This is a genomic window from Pseudomonas sp. NPDC087817 (assembly GCF_044742875.1).
In the GTDB taxonomy this organism is placed as follows: Bacteria; Pseudomonadota; Gammaproteobacteria; order Pseudomonadales; family Pseudomonadaceae; genus Aquipseudomonas.
Map to the genome: position 1 here is coordinate 17,040 of NZ_JBIUVJ010000027.1, position 15,040 is coordinate 32,079.

Below are 15,040 nucleotides of genomic sequence, written 5' to 3' on the forward strand. Positions count from 1 at the left end.
AGTCCAGCGGGAGCAAGCTCCCTCGCCACAGATTTATCGCTGCATTTCAAGTCCTGCCGAGGGCGCAATCTCCCTGGTCTGCAACACCGGCCGTTCCAGCCGCGCACGCCCATAAAACGCCAGCGCCGTCAGCAAACACGCCAGCCACACAAAGATTCCGGCCCAGAATGTGTGGGACATGTAGTGCCAGCCCTGCAGAACGCGCGTGGTGCCGTAGAAAAAACCGAGCAACAGCGAACCCCACAAAATGGCACTGGAAAAACGCCATTGATAACGCCGCGCCACAAAGTACAGCGCCAGCATGGTGAAGCCACCGGAGGCATGTCCGCCGGGCCAGCAACGTCCACTCCCCGCCTCATGGAACAGCTGGAAATTGCTGTACCACTCGATGTGGGCCATTTTGCCGCCGTACAGCGTGGTCTCGATCGGGCAATAAACGCTGGTGTGCGACTTGAGGAAATGGATCACCCCGGTGCAGACCGCAAACGCGACCACTACGAAGAAAAAATCCCGCCGATGATCAGCGGCAAAGCGCAGCACCGGCGCGACTCTGCTGCGCTCCAGAAACGCGCCGAGTAGCGGCCGTTTCTGTGGATTGACCAGTGGCCAGACGAGCGACAGCATCGCGCCGATCAAGGCAATTTCGGCGGTCCAGTTCGGGATGATCCGCGCCCATTTGTGCGTGAGTTTCTCGAAGAAGTGGACTCTGTCGAGCGGGAAGGATTGGCTCAGCGGATCGAACAGCAGATTGCTGAACTGAATGTCGATGGTGGTCATGTCGAACATCAGAAACACCAGCGCGGCGCAGGCCAGCGGAATGCCGAAATTGACGGCATAAAAACGCGATTTCATCGGGTGGTCACCGTGCGCCAGTCGGAGGCTTCAATAAAGCCGAGCATCTTCGGAGCCGCCGGGCTGGCAGCGGAAACAAACAATGAGGAGCCGTAACCGAGGTCTGAGGCCGGTACTTTGAGGTCTTTCTCGATTTGCGCCATGCATTCGCTGTGCGTCACCAGAATCAGGTTGCGACCCGGCACCTTATGCGCGAGCGCGTCCTGCAACATGCGGCCCTTGCAGTTAATCAACCAGTCTTCGCCGCTGGCCGCCCGGTTGAACATGTAACCGGCGGTCTGCACGGTACGCATCACCGGGCTGTTGTAGAAGTCGGCATTATCCAGACCCAGTTGTTCAAACTGCGCCCCGACAGCCACGGCGACACTGCGCGAGCGGTCGGTGATGCCGTCATTGCCGCTCAGGCACGCGGCTTTGGAGTGATCGCAGCGCTCGACGTGACGCACCAGCACAATCATCTCGCCCCTGGCCCAGCCCGCCGCCAACGCCTGCGCGCCCGCCACATTGCCGTGGGCCAGATCCGGCACCGCCGCTGGTGCCAGCAACCACAGGGTCAACGGAATCACCAGCAGCGATGCCGCCAGCACCACCCAAGTGTTGCGAAAACGCGCCAGACCGCTCAGATCAATCGAGCGCTTGACGCCAAACAGACTCAGTCTCAATTCCACAAAAAGCCGCCGTCACTTGTCATTCGATGCGGCGAAACTACAGAGGCTCGCGTGGGCAGCCAGTGAAACCCATGTGAAAAAAGTCTTGGGATCGCTTGTTACAAATTCTGTCTGACAAAATCCTTTCAGCTCTCGTATTTGCGGCCGATACAGTCCTGCTAACACCCTTGCTGGCTCAAAAAAACAACAATCTTCCAGCCTAACTGACGACAAGAAACCCAACGTTTCTGGAGGAATTGTGATGAATAGCTGGTTCGGCAACATCAGCGTGAACATGAAATTGGGCCTGGGCTTCGGCCTTGTCCTGGCCCTGACCTGCGTGCTGGCCCTGACTGGCTGGACCAGCCTTGGCGGCCTGATTGACCGCAGCAACTGGATGAGCGACATCACCCAGCTCAACGCCGGTCTGACCAAACTGCGCGTAGTGCGCCTGCAATACATGCTGACCAATGGCGATGAAACTGCCGCGCAGAATGTGCAGACCACTCTGGAGAGCTTCGCCGCGCAACAACAGAAGCTGATCAACAGCTTCAAGAGCCCGGAAAACGTCAAACTGCTCAAGGAGCAGGCAGCGACCATCGCTGAATACCAGACGTCGCTGAACAAAATGCGCAATGCCTATCGCACTGGCAACAGCGCCCGCGACACCATGAGCCTCAACGCCGAAACCGCGTACAACCTGATCGAGTCGATCAGCAAACGCGTGCAGCAGATGGACATGAGCGAGCAGCGTTTCGAACAGTTCCAGGCGATCACCACCGCCAAGGAAGCGTTCATCCTCGCGCGCTACGAAGTGCGCGGCTACACCGCCACCACCAACGCCGAAACCGAGCAGAAGGCCGTCGGCCAGCTCGACGTTGCCATCGGCAGTCTGAAACAGCTGAACACGCATTTCTCCAGTACTCAGCAAGACGCACTGCGTCAGCTGGAAACCGCGCTGGTCAACTATCGCAGCGCATTGATGGCGTATAAAAACGCCAACACCGACGCCGTGCAGGCCCGCAAGGAAATGACTGATCAGGGCGCTGCGATCGTCACCACCAGCGAGCAGCTTTACCAGATCCAGCTCGACCGTCGCGACATCGAAAGCGCTCAGGCGCGCACCTTCCAGTTGATCAGCACCCTGCTGGCGCTGCTGGTTGGCGTGATTGCCGCCGTTATCATCACCCGCCAGATTACCCGTCCGCTGCAAGAAACCCTGGCCGTGGTCGAGCGCATCGCCAGCGGCGACCTGTCGCAAAACGTGATCGTCACCCGCCGCGACGAACTTGGCGTACTGCAACAAGGCATCGCCCGCATGGGCGTAACCCTGCGCGACTTGATCAGCGGCATCCGCGACGGCGTCACCCAGATCGCCAGCGCCGCCGAAGAACTCTCGGCCGTGACCGAACAGACCAGCGCCGGTGTGAACAGCCAGAAAGTCGAGACCGATCAGGTCGCCACCGCCATGCACGAGATGACCGCCACCGTGCAGGAAGTCGCGCGCAACGCCGAAGAAGCTTCGCAAGCAGCAGCCGCAGCCGATGGCGAAGCCCGTGAAGGCGACAAAGTGGTCAACGAAGCCATCGCGCAGATCGAACGTCTGGCCAGCGAAGTGGTGCGTTCCACCGAAGCCATGAGCGTGCTGCAACAGGAAAGCGACAAGATCGGCAGCGTCATGGACGTGATCAAAGCCGTCGCCGAACAGACCAACCTGCTGGCACTCAACGCCGCGATCGAAGCAGCCCGTGCTGGTGAAGCCGGTCGTGGTTTTGCCGTGGTTGCCGACGAAGTCCGCGGCCTGGCCCAACGCACGCAGAAATCCACCGAAGAAATCGAAGGTTTGGTCGCCGGTCTGCAGAACGGCACCCAGCAAGTCTCGGCAGTGATGAGCAACAGCCGCGCACTGACCGACAGCAGCGTCGCCCTTACACGCAAGGCCGGTGCCTCCCTGGAAAACATCACCCGCACGGTGTCGAACATCCAGTCGATGAACCAGCAGATCGCTGCCGCTGCCGAACAGCAAAGCGCCGTGGCCGAAGAGATCAGCCGCAGCATCATCAACGTGCGTGACGTGTCTGAGCAGACGGCGGCGGCGAGTGATGAGACCGCAGCGTCGAGTGTTGAACTGGCGCGCTTGGGTGGTCAGTTGCAGCAGATGGTCAGCCATTTCCGCGTCTGACCTTCACTCAGCGTCATAGCGTAGATCCAATCGCGGGCAAGCCCGCTCCCACAGGTTTTTCAGTCGTTCACAGAGTTTGTGTCCGACTCCATACCTGAGGGAGCGGGCTTGCCCGCGATTGCGTTATGGCTGACTACATACCCCGTCAAACCACGCCATGCATAAAGAATTCAACCGGTACTTTAAAGAATTCGGCAAAACCCTTTATCTGGGCAACGGTCATTTTTCGCTTGTTATTCAATATCTCTGAAACAGCACTCTGAGTTGCGATCTCAGACAAATCCTTCTGTTTGACTCCTCTTTCCAAAATCAGAAACGCCAGCGCTTCTGATTGGGATGAGTAAGGAATCAAAACCGTTTCAGCCTCGTACTCATACACCCGATCAGCAACCAATTCCGCAAACCGCGCCGCTGCGTGATCTTCACTGTCAGCATGCGAGTAAAGCTCATCAATCAGGGCCATTCGCACTTGCAACTCACCGTCGTTTTTTATCGGGTCCGCTAGACCGGCAAGAACGGGAAAATCATCAACCATGAAGGAGTCCAACCTGCTCGTTCCAACCTTTTTACGCTTCATGCGACCACCTTTTTCTTATGATTTTGTTAGCTATGAAGTGACTCAGCTCTGCCAAGGATTTATCACCTCGACACCACTGAACTCAAAATCCTTCACGTTACGGGTGGCTATGGGAACACCATGCGTTCGGCAGATAGCAGCAATTTGCGCATCAGCCATCGAAGCCGCGCGACCCTTTGACTCGCACTCCGCGACTAGCGTTGCGTATTCGACAGCGGCGTGCGCATCGAACGGCAAAATGCGTCCGGCAAAATCCTCTTCGAACATCGCCATGGCATGAGCCTCAAGTTTTTGTTTGCGCTTGCCAGATGGCAGGCGTGCGATGCCGTGGAGTATTTCTGCCACTGTCACCGCGCTGACTGCCAGATCCATCGCTGGCTGCGCATCCACCCAGACAAGCACCCGGTCGTCTGGCTTGACACGCATAAACTCTGAAAGAACGTTGGTATCGAGCACTATCATTCAGAGAAATCCACCGCAGTGGCTTTCTCTGAACGCTCTGGCAAGTCGAGGTCAACTCCGCCGACAGCATTGAACCGGTTGCGTATCCGGCTGCCAAGTCCACCGGCGCGATCAACAGTCGCCAAGGCTCTACCCAAAATGAGGCGAGCCTCCTCCTCCATGGAATGTCCGTTGTGCGCTGCGGTAATACGCAGTTGTTCTTTCAGCTTCTCATCAAGGTTTCGAATCGTGATGCTGGCCATGACGCCCTCCTGCAATCAATGAAATCATTGATTGCAGGCTAGCACATCCTGCCGTGCAAAAATCCGGCGATCTTCCGAACGGCAGTCCTTCCTCACCGCGTCCCACGCTGGCGCAACGCCGACGGCATGAAGTACGCATCCTCCGGCACGGGTTGCGCGAAATCCACCGTCTCCGCTTCTTCGTTATCCAGGTTCTGCACGTAGTAACGGCGGGCCTGCAAATCGTGGAAAACATCCAGCGCACTCCACGTCGTTGGCAGGTCGTAGAAGTTTTTCAGGTAGGCCATCGACACGCGCCACAACTCCCCGCGCCCGTCGTATTGGTCGACCAGTGCGGCGCCCCAGCTGTCCTCATCGAGAAACAGCACGCGCTTGGAGTAGATATGTCGTGCGCCGGGTTTGAGGTTGCCTTCGACCACCCACACCCGGTGTAGCTCATAGCGGGTGTATTGCGGGTTCAGGTGGCCCGGGGTGAGCAGTTGCGCGTATTTAACGTCGGGGCTGCCGACTTTGTAGTTGTTGTAGGGGATGTAGATTTCCTGTTTGCCCTTGAGCTTCCACTCGTAGCGATCCGGCGAGCCGTTGAACAGGTCGGTGTCGTCCGCCGTGCGCAAGCCATCGGAGGACGCGATCGGCGTGTCATACGCAAGGTTCGGCGCGCGGCGCACGCGACGTTGGCCGGCGTCGTAGACCCAGGCCTGGCGCGGGTCCTTGAGCTGGTCGAGCATCTCGTGCACCAGCGCGGCACCGCCGGCCAGCCGTGCCGGGCTTTTCACGAAAGCGACGTAGTAGAACAGGATGTTTTTCAGGTCGGCGAACTGGCCGCCCGGGCGGTAGAAATTGAACAGGGCTTCCTGCTGCGAGGTGACCAATGCAAAGCTGCCGTTGCGTTGCACGGGCGCTTCGGAAGCGCGACGCACGACGTAGATGCCGCGATAACGGGTGATGTGATTCCACAGCACTTCGATGCCGTCCTTGGGTACCGGGAACGGCACGCCGCCATAGGCATCGGAAAAACCGCTGCCGCCTTCGAGCAACTTGGCCGAGGTGGCATTTTTCAGCGTGTTGTCGTACAGCCACTGGGGTGCCGAACCGGAACGCCGCGAAGGGTAGATCGGCATCTGGAAGGTGTCGGGGTAGCTGTTGAACAACGCGATCTGACCTGGGCTGAGGTGGGCCTTGTATTGGTCGAGGTTGGCTTTGGTGATGGTAAACAGCGGTTTGTCCGCCGCGTAGGGATCAGGGTGGTGCTGACCCGGTTTGTAACCGGCCGGGGCCTGGGTGATGCCGCCGGCCCAGGCGGGAATAGTGCCAGCGGCGTTGCCGGCCCGCTCGGCGCCCATGGGGGTCAGGGTGGTTTTCAGTTGTTCGGCTTGTTGCGGGGTGATGGCGGCGAAAACACTACTGGCCGCCAGACTCATGACGAGCGCCAACGTGGTCTTGGCCAATCGCGAAGTGTGGAACATGTTCTTCTCCAAAATACAAAAACCTGTGGGAGCTGGCTTGCCAGCGATAGCGGTGGTTCAGCCACCATTGATGTCGAATGTGCTGCCGTCATCGCGGGCAAGCCCGCTCCCACAGGGGGATGAGTTGTCCCAAGCGTTGAGTGTGAAACTCACAGGAAATACTTGAGGTTGAACCCGACGTTGTCGCGGTCGCGAATGCCATTGTTCTGCCCGCCGCCGTAGAACTCGGTGTACTGCAACTCGGCCTCAAGCTTGTTCTGGTAGTTGGCCTTGATCCCCAACGTGTAGGCCTTGCGACCTTCGATGGTGTTACCGGCCTGATAGCTGTTTCCCTCGAAATCGTCCTTGTAAACGATGTAGGGCGAGACGTTGACCCCGGCGTACACGTCGTTCCACGTACCGTTGAGCATGGCCGTGTAGCTGTAGGAATCACGATTGACCTGATCGTCACGATCACCACCGGACACATAGGAATAGTTACCGGTGCCGGCGTAGTAACGACGACTGCCGTCATAAGCGGTGTATTGCAGACTGCTGCCACGCAAGTGCTCGGAGGCCAGTTCGAAGATGCCGAACAGCGAGTCGAACGACGCCGTCGGGCCGAAGTTGTAGATGGTGCCCAGCGAAGTGTTGAACGCTTCCACGCGCTCGGCGTTGTTGATCTGGCTGTCGAGAGTGACCATCTGCCCGCCGACGTTGATCGCTTTGCCGGTCACTGCCGCCGCTGCACCATTGGCCAGATCGCCAATCAGATCGTTGGTCGCCGCAACACCGATCGGCAGGTTTGGCCGATATGCAATTTCACCAAACACCGAGGCTTCGCCCAGCGTGGTGTTGAAGCTGAAACCGTACATGCGGATGTCTTCGGCATAGCGCCGATGCGCCTGGATATTGCCCATCACATCCGCCGTGGCCAGACCATTGGCCAGTGCGCCGGCCTGACTGCCCGCGACACCCGCCAACAGATTGGTCAGGGCATTCATGTCGATGCCCTTGTAGCCGCCGAGATCGGCAGCGATGGTCGGTTCCTTGGCGTGGTAATTGACCATGTACAAGCCGAACTCGGTGCTGTTGAGCTGCTCTGCAATGTAGCGAAAAGCGAAACCGAACTGGCCGTCATTGCGCGCGTTATAGTCCTTGCCGATAGACGCGACCTTGAGCGTATTGCCGTAGGCCGGCGTCACGCCGTTGGCGTACAGCCCGGTGGTTTGCAGGGCCTGGCTCAGCAACGGGTTGTTGCCCAACGCGCTGTACAAACCGATGACGTTGCCAAACCCCGGCACTGGCGTGTCGAGCGCGGTGCCGCTGAAGTTGTTGTACCCAGTGTTGCCGCCGTCGGCGAACAGGTCAGTTTGCGAGTAGAACGTGCCGACCGGATCGATGCGGGTTTCCTTCCAGTTGGTCTGGTAGAAACTCTCCATGGTCAGGCTGTCGGTGAGGCCGATGTTGAAGCTCAGCGCCTCCACCGGCACCAGCACTTCCTTCACTTCGGCGCCGGGCAAGCGGTACTTGGCCGCGTCCACCGGGTTGGTCGTATTGATCCCGCCGCGATAGAAAATCCCCTCGCCCCAGTTGAACACCTGCCGACCGACGCGCGCGGTCACCGGCATCTGCGCAACGTCCCAACTGCCGTGGACATAGGCGTCGAGCATCTCGATGCGGCTGCCGGCGATGTCGCGGGTCTGGCTGGTGAAACGGTCGTCCTGCGGGTAGCTCTGGCTCGGTTGCGACGGATTGTTGTTGCGGTAGTAATCGTTGCGCTTGTCCATCAGTTGGGTGTCGTAGAACGCAGTACCGCGCACGAACAGGCCGTAGTTCTGATAGTTGGCCTCAAGCTCCGAAGTAATCTTGTACACCTCGGAAACCAGTCCGGTGTCGAAGTTGCGATTGCCGTCGTTGGTGTTGACGTCATCGTTGGTCTTGTCGCGGCCCTGCACGCGCCACAAACGGCCGTAGGACAAGGTCGTGTCGAACGAGCCGGTGACCTGTTTGTCCAGCACGCTGAACTCCGCAGCCTGCGCACCATCGACCGCGCAGAGTTGCAGCAACCCGGCCAGGCCGACACCGGGGAGCGCCGCGCCCGCCAGGCGCAATCGAGTGTTGATCATGAGTTTTCTCCTTCCCTGTTCTTATTGTTTTTGTGTTCGCGCAACGCTGAGGCGATGGCTATGGAACCAATCCCGCGCTGACATAAATACGGCTGTGCGAGCCGAAATGGCCGAGCAGTTTGAACAGCTGTTGATTCAGTGCCGGATGATTGAAATCTTCGCGTTGCAGCTGATTGCCGCTGCTGAAATCACTGGTGACCGGCGCAGTCTCAAGCCACTGACCGATCGCTTCATCGAACGCGGCGGAGTCGTCGACGGACTCGGCGCTGACCACCCCGCGCAAGTAGTCCACGGAGTACGGCGGATACTGTTTGTCCTGGGCAAAATCGGTGTAAGCGTCGAGCATCGGATGCGCTTGTCCGGCACGCAGCAAACGCCGTAGCCAACTCGACTGATACTTTTCGATTTCCATATGCCGGGTGGCAACGCGTTCGATGGACGCCTGTTTGTCATCGGCGAAACCGGCCAGCGCCTTGCCTTCCAGCAGTAAAAGACTGGCGAGGTCGACGCCGGGCAGCGGCTTGGCGTGATAGGGCTGGGTCAGATCCTGCACGTGGTGCATGCCCCAGCCGAGAAAGCGATAACCCCAATAGGGATGGCCGCTGGCAAACGCCAGTCGCGCCAGGCCCATGTATTGATAGGCGCGCCAGTCCGGCCAACTGCGCTGAAGAAACCCGGCAGCGGCATACACCACCGCGCTTTCATGGAAGAAGCCCATGTGGAACGGTGCCTGCGAGCTGTACTGGAAACGCGCATCGCCGAACGGCTGCGGGCCGAAACCATAGACCGCAGCGACTGCGCCCGGGTTGTCGCTGAACAGGTTGATGTCGTGGCCGTAATCCGGTTCGTCGGCGGCGCTGGCGAGCACCGCAAGCGCCGCGACTTTTTCGCCGTCGGCGACAACGATGAAGCGTTGGCGATTCCACGGTGAGAGGGTCTGTTCGACCATGACCTGATCGGCGCTGAGGTGCTCACGCTCGGGCAGGTCTTTGCCCGGCAACGGCTGGATGACCATCGCCAGATGAATGAGCGGATTGATGCGCAACGCGGTGAGGAAATCGTGGCGCAGATTGTCACTGGGGACTGCGGGCAATTTCAGCTGGTCGGGGCGTGGCGGGTATTGCGCGAAGTGTTCGCGGGCGAAGTTTTCCTGCTGTTCCAGCAGTGCGACGACGGCCGGATATTGCTCGGTGAGAAACTGCTCCAGCGGTTCGACTTCCACCGGTGGCGCATCGCGCAACGCTGGCAGATCCTGCAACGCCAGATAGCTGCCCACCGTATGGTTCGACCAGCCCCAAGCGCTCGGGGCCGTTGCAAAAAGCAGCAACAGGAGGAATGTCAGCTTCATTGCTTCTGGTTCTTATTGGATGTGCTGTGAGGCATGAGCCTAACAACCGCCCCAGGCGCTGACACTGTCCGATCTCACCAGAAAAACTCTCCAATGGCGCCAATTGCACAATCTCCAAAACACCGCCGCCCCCTGTAGGAGTGAGCCTGCTCGCGATAGCGGTGTGTCTTTCAAATGGATGTTGGCTGACACTCCGCTATCGCGAGCAGGCTCACTCCTACAAGGGGATTGCGATGTTTTATCAAGCGGGGTAACCGGTGATTTTGCGGATGCTCTGGTACAGCGGTTTGAGCTGGCGGTACATGCGCAGATAGACATCCTTGTAGAGTTGTTCGTAGATTTTTTGCGCCTCGGGTTGCGGCGTGAACACCGCGCCCACCCGGGTCATCGCGGCGATGGCCGTGGGGAAATCCGCGTGCAACCCCAACCCCACCGCACAACAAATCGCTGCGCCCAGACCCGACGCTTCATACACATGCGGACGCTCGGCGGGCAACCCGAAAATATTCGCCGTGAGCTGCATCGCCGCATCACTCTGCGAGCCACCGCCCGCCACCCGCAGACGCTTGATCGAGACCTTCGAACGCTTCTCGATCTTCTCCATGCCCTGGCGCAAGGCATACGCCAGCCCTTCCAGAATCGCCCGGTAGATATGCGCGCGGGTGTGCACATCGCCGAAGCCGATCATCGCGCCTTTGGCCTCCACGCCAGGCTCACGGATGCCCGGCGACCAGTAGGGTTGCAGCATCAGCCCCATCGACCCCGGCGGCACCTCGTTGACCAGCGCATCGAAGAGCTCTTCGGGCTCAATGCCCTGAGCTTTCGCCTGCTGCATCTCGCGCAATCCGAACTCGTTCTTGAACCAGCTGACCATCCAGTAACCGCGATAAATCATCACCTCGCAGTTGAATTGATCCGGCACCGCCGACGGATACGGCGGGATCAACGGGACGATTTCCAGATAGCGCGAGCGGGTGCTGGTGATCGTCGCCGTGGTGCCGTAGGACAGGCACACCGTGCCCGCATCGACCACGCCGGAACCGACCACTTCGCAGGCCTTGTCGGCACCGGCGGCAATCAGCGGCAGGCCTTCGGGGATCCCGGTATGGCGGCTGGCTTGGGCGGTGATGTAGCCGAGGGTTTCACCGGGTTTGTGCAGGCTCGGCAATTGCTCGGGACGCACCGCCAACGCCTGCCATTTCCAGTCGGAAGGCGCGGCCCATTTCAGGCGCTTGAAGTCGAACGGCAGGTAGCCGACGCAACAGCCCACCGAGTCGACAAAACGCCCGCACAAGCGATGAGTCAGAAACCCCGAGAGCAGCAAAAACTTGTCGGTCGCCGCCCAGATATCCGGCTGGTGTCTGGCGATCCAGTTGGCCTCGGCCTGGGCGCGAAAGTAATCCACGGTCGCTTGCGCGCCGACCAGTTTGAACAGCCAGCCCCACGGTCCCTTGATCCCGCCTTCGACTTCACTCTGGCGTTGATCGAGCCACAGAATCGCCGGGCGCAGCGGTTTGCCCTCGGCATCGACATTGATCACCGTGCCGCGCTGGGTGGTCAGGGAAACACCGGCAATCTGCGAACGATCAATCCCGGTTTGCGCCCACACCTGCTGACAGGCCTCGCCGAGTTTCGCCCAGTAATATTCCGGATCCTGCTCGGCCCAACCTGGTTGCGTCGAGTAATACGCCTGCAATTCGACCTTGCCTTTGCCGAGCAGATTGCCCTGTAAATCAAAGAGCAGCGCGCGCACGCTCTGGGTGCCGTTGTCGATGGCCAGCAGGTAACGCTTGTTCGGGTGGTTATCCATGGAGCTCTCTTCAAGGGGCATCAAGGCGTGGCATCCGGCAGACCGTGATGGCGTTGCCACAACGCCTGATAACGCTGGAGTTCCTGCTGCCATCGCTCATCGTCCCAGCCCAGTCGCGGCTGGCAGAGTTGGCGAATCGGCGCGAAATAACCTTCGCCACCGAGGGGTAGCAGCAAACCGAGACGCGTGCGGCGCAGTAACAGATCGTCGAGGTGAAGAACCATTTCCGACTCACAGGCGAAAGCCAGTTCGGCCCACAGAGTGTCCGTGGCGCCGACCGTATCGTGGCCGACGTCTGCGAGCAGTTGCGCCAGCCTTCGCAGGTCACGACCATGGCGTCCGGCGAGACGTCGCCATTGATGGCTGCTCAGGACCGGGATCGGCAGCGCCGGCACAGCGGCAAACACTGGCGCAGCATCATCAACGAAAGGACGATCAAGCATGCTCGCGCAAGCCTTGAGCACTTCGATGGCTTGCGGGCGAAAAGTCGTCAGCTTGCCGCCGGCCAGCGTGACGCAACCGGGCTCCTGCCACAGTACGTGTTCACGAGTTTCGCTAGAGGGTTTGCCTTGATGCTCACCTGCCGCGCTGCCCACCACCGGACGCACGCCCGACCACGTCGACAGCACATCCGCAGCGCTAACGTGCGCAGCGGGAAATTGTTGCGTGCAGGCCGCCAGCAGATAGTCGAGCTCTTCGCCGCTGATGCTCGCGCTCTGATCAAGATCCTCGCGGTGATCGAGGTCCGTGGTGCCGACCACCGTCGCGCCTTCCCACGGAAAAACGAACACCGGGCGACGGTCGCGCTCATGCAGAAAGGTGAAGGCTTGCGCCACCGGCAAGCTCCAACCCGGCAGCAGCAAATGGCTGCCACGCAACGGCCGTAATTGGCGTGGTGCCTCGGTCGGTCGCAAGCGCTCAGCCCATGCGCCAGTCGCCACAGCGAGTACGCCGCAGCGCAATTGCAGGGTCGCGCCGGCCTCGCAATCTTCGATCTGAACGCCGCACACTCGCCCGTTCTCACGCAGCAGATGCTCGACACGCACGCCGTTGAGCACCACCGCGCCGTCGGCCCGCGCCTCGCTCAAAACACGCATTACCAGCCGCGCATCATCGGTCAGCGCGTCGACAAAACTGGTGCCGCCGAGCAGGTCGTTTTCCTTCACGCCCGGTGCCAGATAGCGCAGTTGCTGCACGTCATGAAACTGATGGCTGCGCCGCCCCGCCAACGCGTCATACACCGATAACAAACCACTGAAAACACGCGGCCCGGGAAAACCACCGCGATAGTGCGGCATCAGGAAACTCATCGGCTCGACCAGCCCCGGTGCTTCATCAAGCAAGCGCTGACGTTCGCGCACCGAATCACGGGTCAGGCGCCACTGGCCCTTGGCGATATATCGCAAACCACCATGGACCATTTTTGACGAGCGACTGGACGTGCCCCAGGCAAAATCGCGTTGTTCCAGCAACAAACAACGCCAGCCACGGCGTGCAGCTTCACGCAGAATCCCGGCGCCGCTGATGCCGCCGCCAATCACGATCAGATCCCAGCTTTCATCCGCCAGTTTCGGCAGAATCTGCTGGCGCCACGCGGCGTTCCAGTTAGGGCGCATGACCGTCATTCCGGCAGCAGCGTGCCGGGGTTGAGGCGCCCGGCCGGATCGAAATGGCGGCTCAGCGCCTGCAAGGTGTCCATCGCCAGTTCGCCTTTTTCGCGCAACAGGTACGGGGCGTGATCCTTGCCGACGCCGTGCTGGTGGCTGATGGTGCCGTGGTTGTCGACGATGGTCTGGCTGGCCGCGTGCTTGAGCGCTTTCCAGCGCGCCAGGGTCGCTGGGTAATCCGCCGCCGGGCGAAACACGTAGGTGGTGTAGATGCTCGATCCTTCGCCGTAAACGTGGGACAGGTGCGTGAACACATGCACCCGCTCACCCTCAGCGGCCAAGGCATCGCGCAGGCTGTTTTCGATGAGGTTGAGCAGGTTGTCGACGTTGCTCCAGTCGGTGGCGGTTTCGAGGGTGTCGACCACGTAACCGGCGTTCCACAGGTTCTCGCGCAGGTAGGGGAAACGGAAGCGGTTCTGTGCCCACTTCTTGCCGAGCAAGGTGCCGGTGAACACACCGCCGAAGGCTTTCAGATGCTGGCGGGCCTGGCTCAGCGACAGCGCGTTTTGCCGACGATTGCCGGTCACGCCGAAGGTCAGCAGACACTTGCCCTCGCCTGCCCCGCGCAGGCTCAGATACTTTTCCAGCCAGGCGATTTGTTGCGGATGACCGGCCAGCGCCAATTGCGTTTCGGTCTCCACGGCGTTGGACAAACGCAGCATCGACAGCGGTACGCGCGCCTGAGCGAGTTGGCGAATCGCTTGCAGCGCTTTGGTCCAGCTCGGCAGGAATACGCCGTAGAAACGTTCGTCAGCGGGCAGTGCGCTGACCCGCACTTTGACTTCGGAGATGATCCCGAAACGGCCCTCACAACCGAGCACCACTTCGCGCAGATCTGGGCCTGCCGCCGAGGCCGGGAAGGTTGGAATTTCCAGCGGACCGGCGAAGGTTTCCAGCGTCCCGCCGGCGAACAATTGTTCGATGCGCCCATAGCGCAACGATTGCTGGCCGCTGGAACGGCTGGCGACCCAACCGCCCAGCGTCGATAACTCCCACGACTGCGGGAAGTGCCCCAGCGTGTAGCCTCGGGCGCGCAACTGACTTTCCACCTGCGGGCCACTGGCGCCGGGGCCGAAGGTTGCCAACAGGCTCTGTTCGTCGAGGTCGATCAGGCGATTCATTCGCGCCAGCGAAACCGTCACCACGGGACGCGTGGAGTCCGGCGGATTGATGTGCCCGGCCACCGAGGTGCCGCCGCCATAAGGAATCAGGCACAGGTCCTGTTCATGGGCGAGCGCGAGCAATTGGCGAATCTGCTCGGCAGTCTCCGGGAACGCCACGGCATCGGGATACTCGCCCAGCGCACCTTCACGCAACGCCAGCCAGTCCGGCAGGCTCTGGCCCCGGGCGTGGAGCAACCGGTCATGGGCATCGACGCTGTACAAGGTGTGCGCCTGCAACCGCGAGACCGGGACACGAGCCAACGCCGCTTCCAGCGTTGCGTCGGGCAGCGCTCGACCGTCGCCCAAGCGTTGCGCAAGAAAACTCGCGCCCTGGGCCGGCAGTTCGACCACCGTGGTTGCATCGCCCCAGCCGTTCCAGCGTCGCATGCGTGTGTCCTTTTCCGGTTCTTATGATGGATATTTCAGGCCCCCATACTAGTCGGCGGCCAAAAAGTGTCACGGTCGCATCCGGCCAGTTCGTGTAGCCAATTGAGTCAAACGTCGCGCAAGCGTCAG

The 15,040-nt window shown here is 60.3% G+C and carries 12 protein-coding genes and 1 pseudogene; 2 read left to right on the forward strand and 11 right to left on the reverse strand.

Annotated features, from left to right (window positions below; translation table 11 throughout):
* Positions 1-33: 33 nt before the first annotated feature.
* The gene (locus tag ACIONG_RS17770; RefSeq protein WP_401301501.1) at positions 34-852 is read right to left on the reverse strand and encodes a phosphatase PAP2 family protein; all 819 of its coding nucleotides are present in this window, start codon (positions 850-852) and stop codon (positions 34-36) included.
* Positions 849-1,520 (reverse strand): histidine phosphatase family protein, encoded by a 672-nt coding sequence (locus tag ACIONG_RS17775; protein ID WP_401301504.1) that lies wholly within the window; start codon positions 1,518-1,520, stop codon positions 849-851. Before ACIONG_RS17775 ends, ACIONG_RS17770 begins: the two co-directional genes overlap by 4 nt.
* Positions 1,521-1,896: 376 nt before the next feature.
* Here ACIONG_RS17775 and ACIONG_RS17780 point away from each other — a divergent pair.
* Together ACIONG_RS17780 and ACIONG_RS17785 are read left to right on the forward strand one after the other, a co-directional pair.
* Positions 1,897-2,823 (forward strand): annotated as a pseudogene (locus tag ACIONG_RS17780) (methyl-accepting chemotaxis protein); the annotation flags it as partial.
* Positions 2,824-2,967: 144 nt separating this feature from the next.
* Positions 2,968-3,681: a methyl-accepting chemotaxis protein gene (locus ACIONG_RS17785; RefSeq protein WP_371042694.1), complete on the forward strand. Its 714-nt coding sequence runs from the start codon at positions 2,968-2,970 to the stop codon at positions 3,679-3,681.
* A 145-nt stretch (positions 3,682-3,826) separates the two neighbouring features.
* Here ACIONG_RS17785 and ACIONG_RS17790 read toward each other — a convergent pair whose 3' ends face one another.
* From ACIONG_RS17790 to ACIONG_RS17830, 9 genes are all read right to left on the reverse strand, one after another.
* Complete coding sequence (locus tag ACIONG_RS17790; RefSeq protein ID WP_103303247.1) at positions 3,827-4,258, reverse strand: type II toxin-antitoxin system HigA family antitoxin; 432 nt, start codon at positions 4,256-4,258, stop codon at positions 3,827-3,829.
* Positions 4,259-4,300: 42 nt separating this feature from the next.
* A complete protein-coding gene (locus ACIONG_RS17795; RefSeq protein WP_103303248.1) occupies positions 4,301-4,720 on the reverse strand; it encodes a type II toxin-antitoxin system VapC family toxin in 420 nt (139 codons plus the stop codon).
* Complete coding sequence (locus ACIONG_RS17800) at positions 4,717-4,962, reverse strand: FitA-like ribbon-helix-helix domain-containing protein (protein WP_103303249.1); 246 nt, start codon at positions 4,960-4,962, stop codon at positions 4,717-4,719. Before ACIONG_RS17800 ends, ACIONG_RS17795 begins: the two co-directional genes overlap by 4 nt.
* A 92-nt stretch (positions 4,963-5,054) precedes the next feature.
* Entirely contained in the window at positions 5,055-6,383 is a 1,329-nt protein-coding gene (locus ACIONG_RS17805) for a DUF1329 domain-containing protein (RefSeq protein WP_401301559.1), read from the reverse strand.
* A 194-nt stretch (positions 6,384-6,577) separates the two neighbouring features.
* Positions 6,578-8,536: a DUF1302 domain-containing protein gene (locus ACIONG_RS17810; protein ID WP_213027499.1), complete on the reverse strand. Its 1,959-nt coding sequence runs from the start codon at positions 8,534-8,536 to the stop codon at positions 6,578-6,580.
* Positions 8,537-8,594: 58 nt separating this feature from the next.
* On the reverse strand, positions 8,595-9,884 hold the full coding sequence (locus ACIONG_RS17815; protein WP_401301508.1) for a phospholipase: 1,290 nt from the start codon (positions 9,882-9,884) through the stop codon (positions 8,595-8,597).
* A 241-nt stretch (positions 9,885-10,125) separates the two neighbouring features.
* Positions 10,126-11,694 (reverse strand): FGGY-family carbohydrate kinase, encoded by a 1,569-nt coding sequence (locus ACIONG_RS17820; RefSeq protein WP_401301511.1) that lies wholly within the window; start codon positions 11,692-11,694, stop codon positions 10,126-10,128.
* A 20-nt stretch (positions 11,695-11,714) separates the two neighbouring features.
* Positions 11,715-13,310, reverse strand: a complete 1,596-nt coding sequence (locus ACIONG_RS17825; RefSeq protein ID WP_401301514.1) for a glycerol-3-phosphate dehydrogenase/oxidase — start codon at positions 13,308-13,310, stop codon at positions 11,715-11,717.
* 5 nt (positions 13,311-13,315) lie between these two features.
* Entirely contained in the window at positions 13,316-14,911 is a 1,596-nt protein-coding gene (locus ACIONG_RS17830) for an FAD-binding oxidoreductase (protein ID WP_401301517.1), read from the reverse strand.
* Positions 14,912-15,040: the final 129 nt, after the last annotated feature.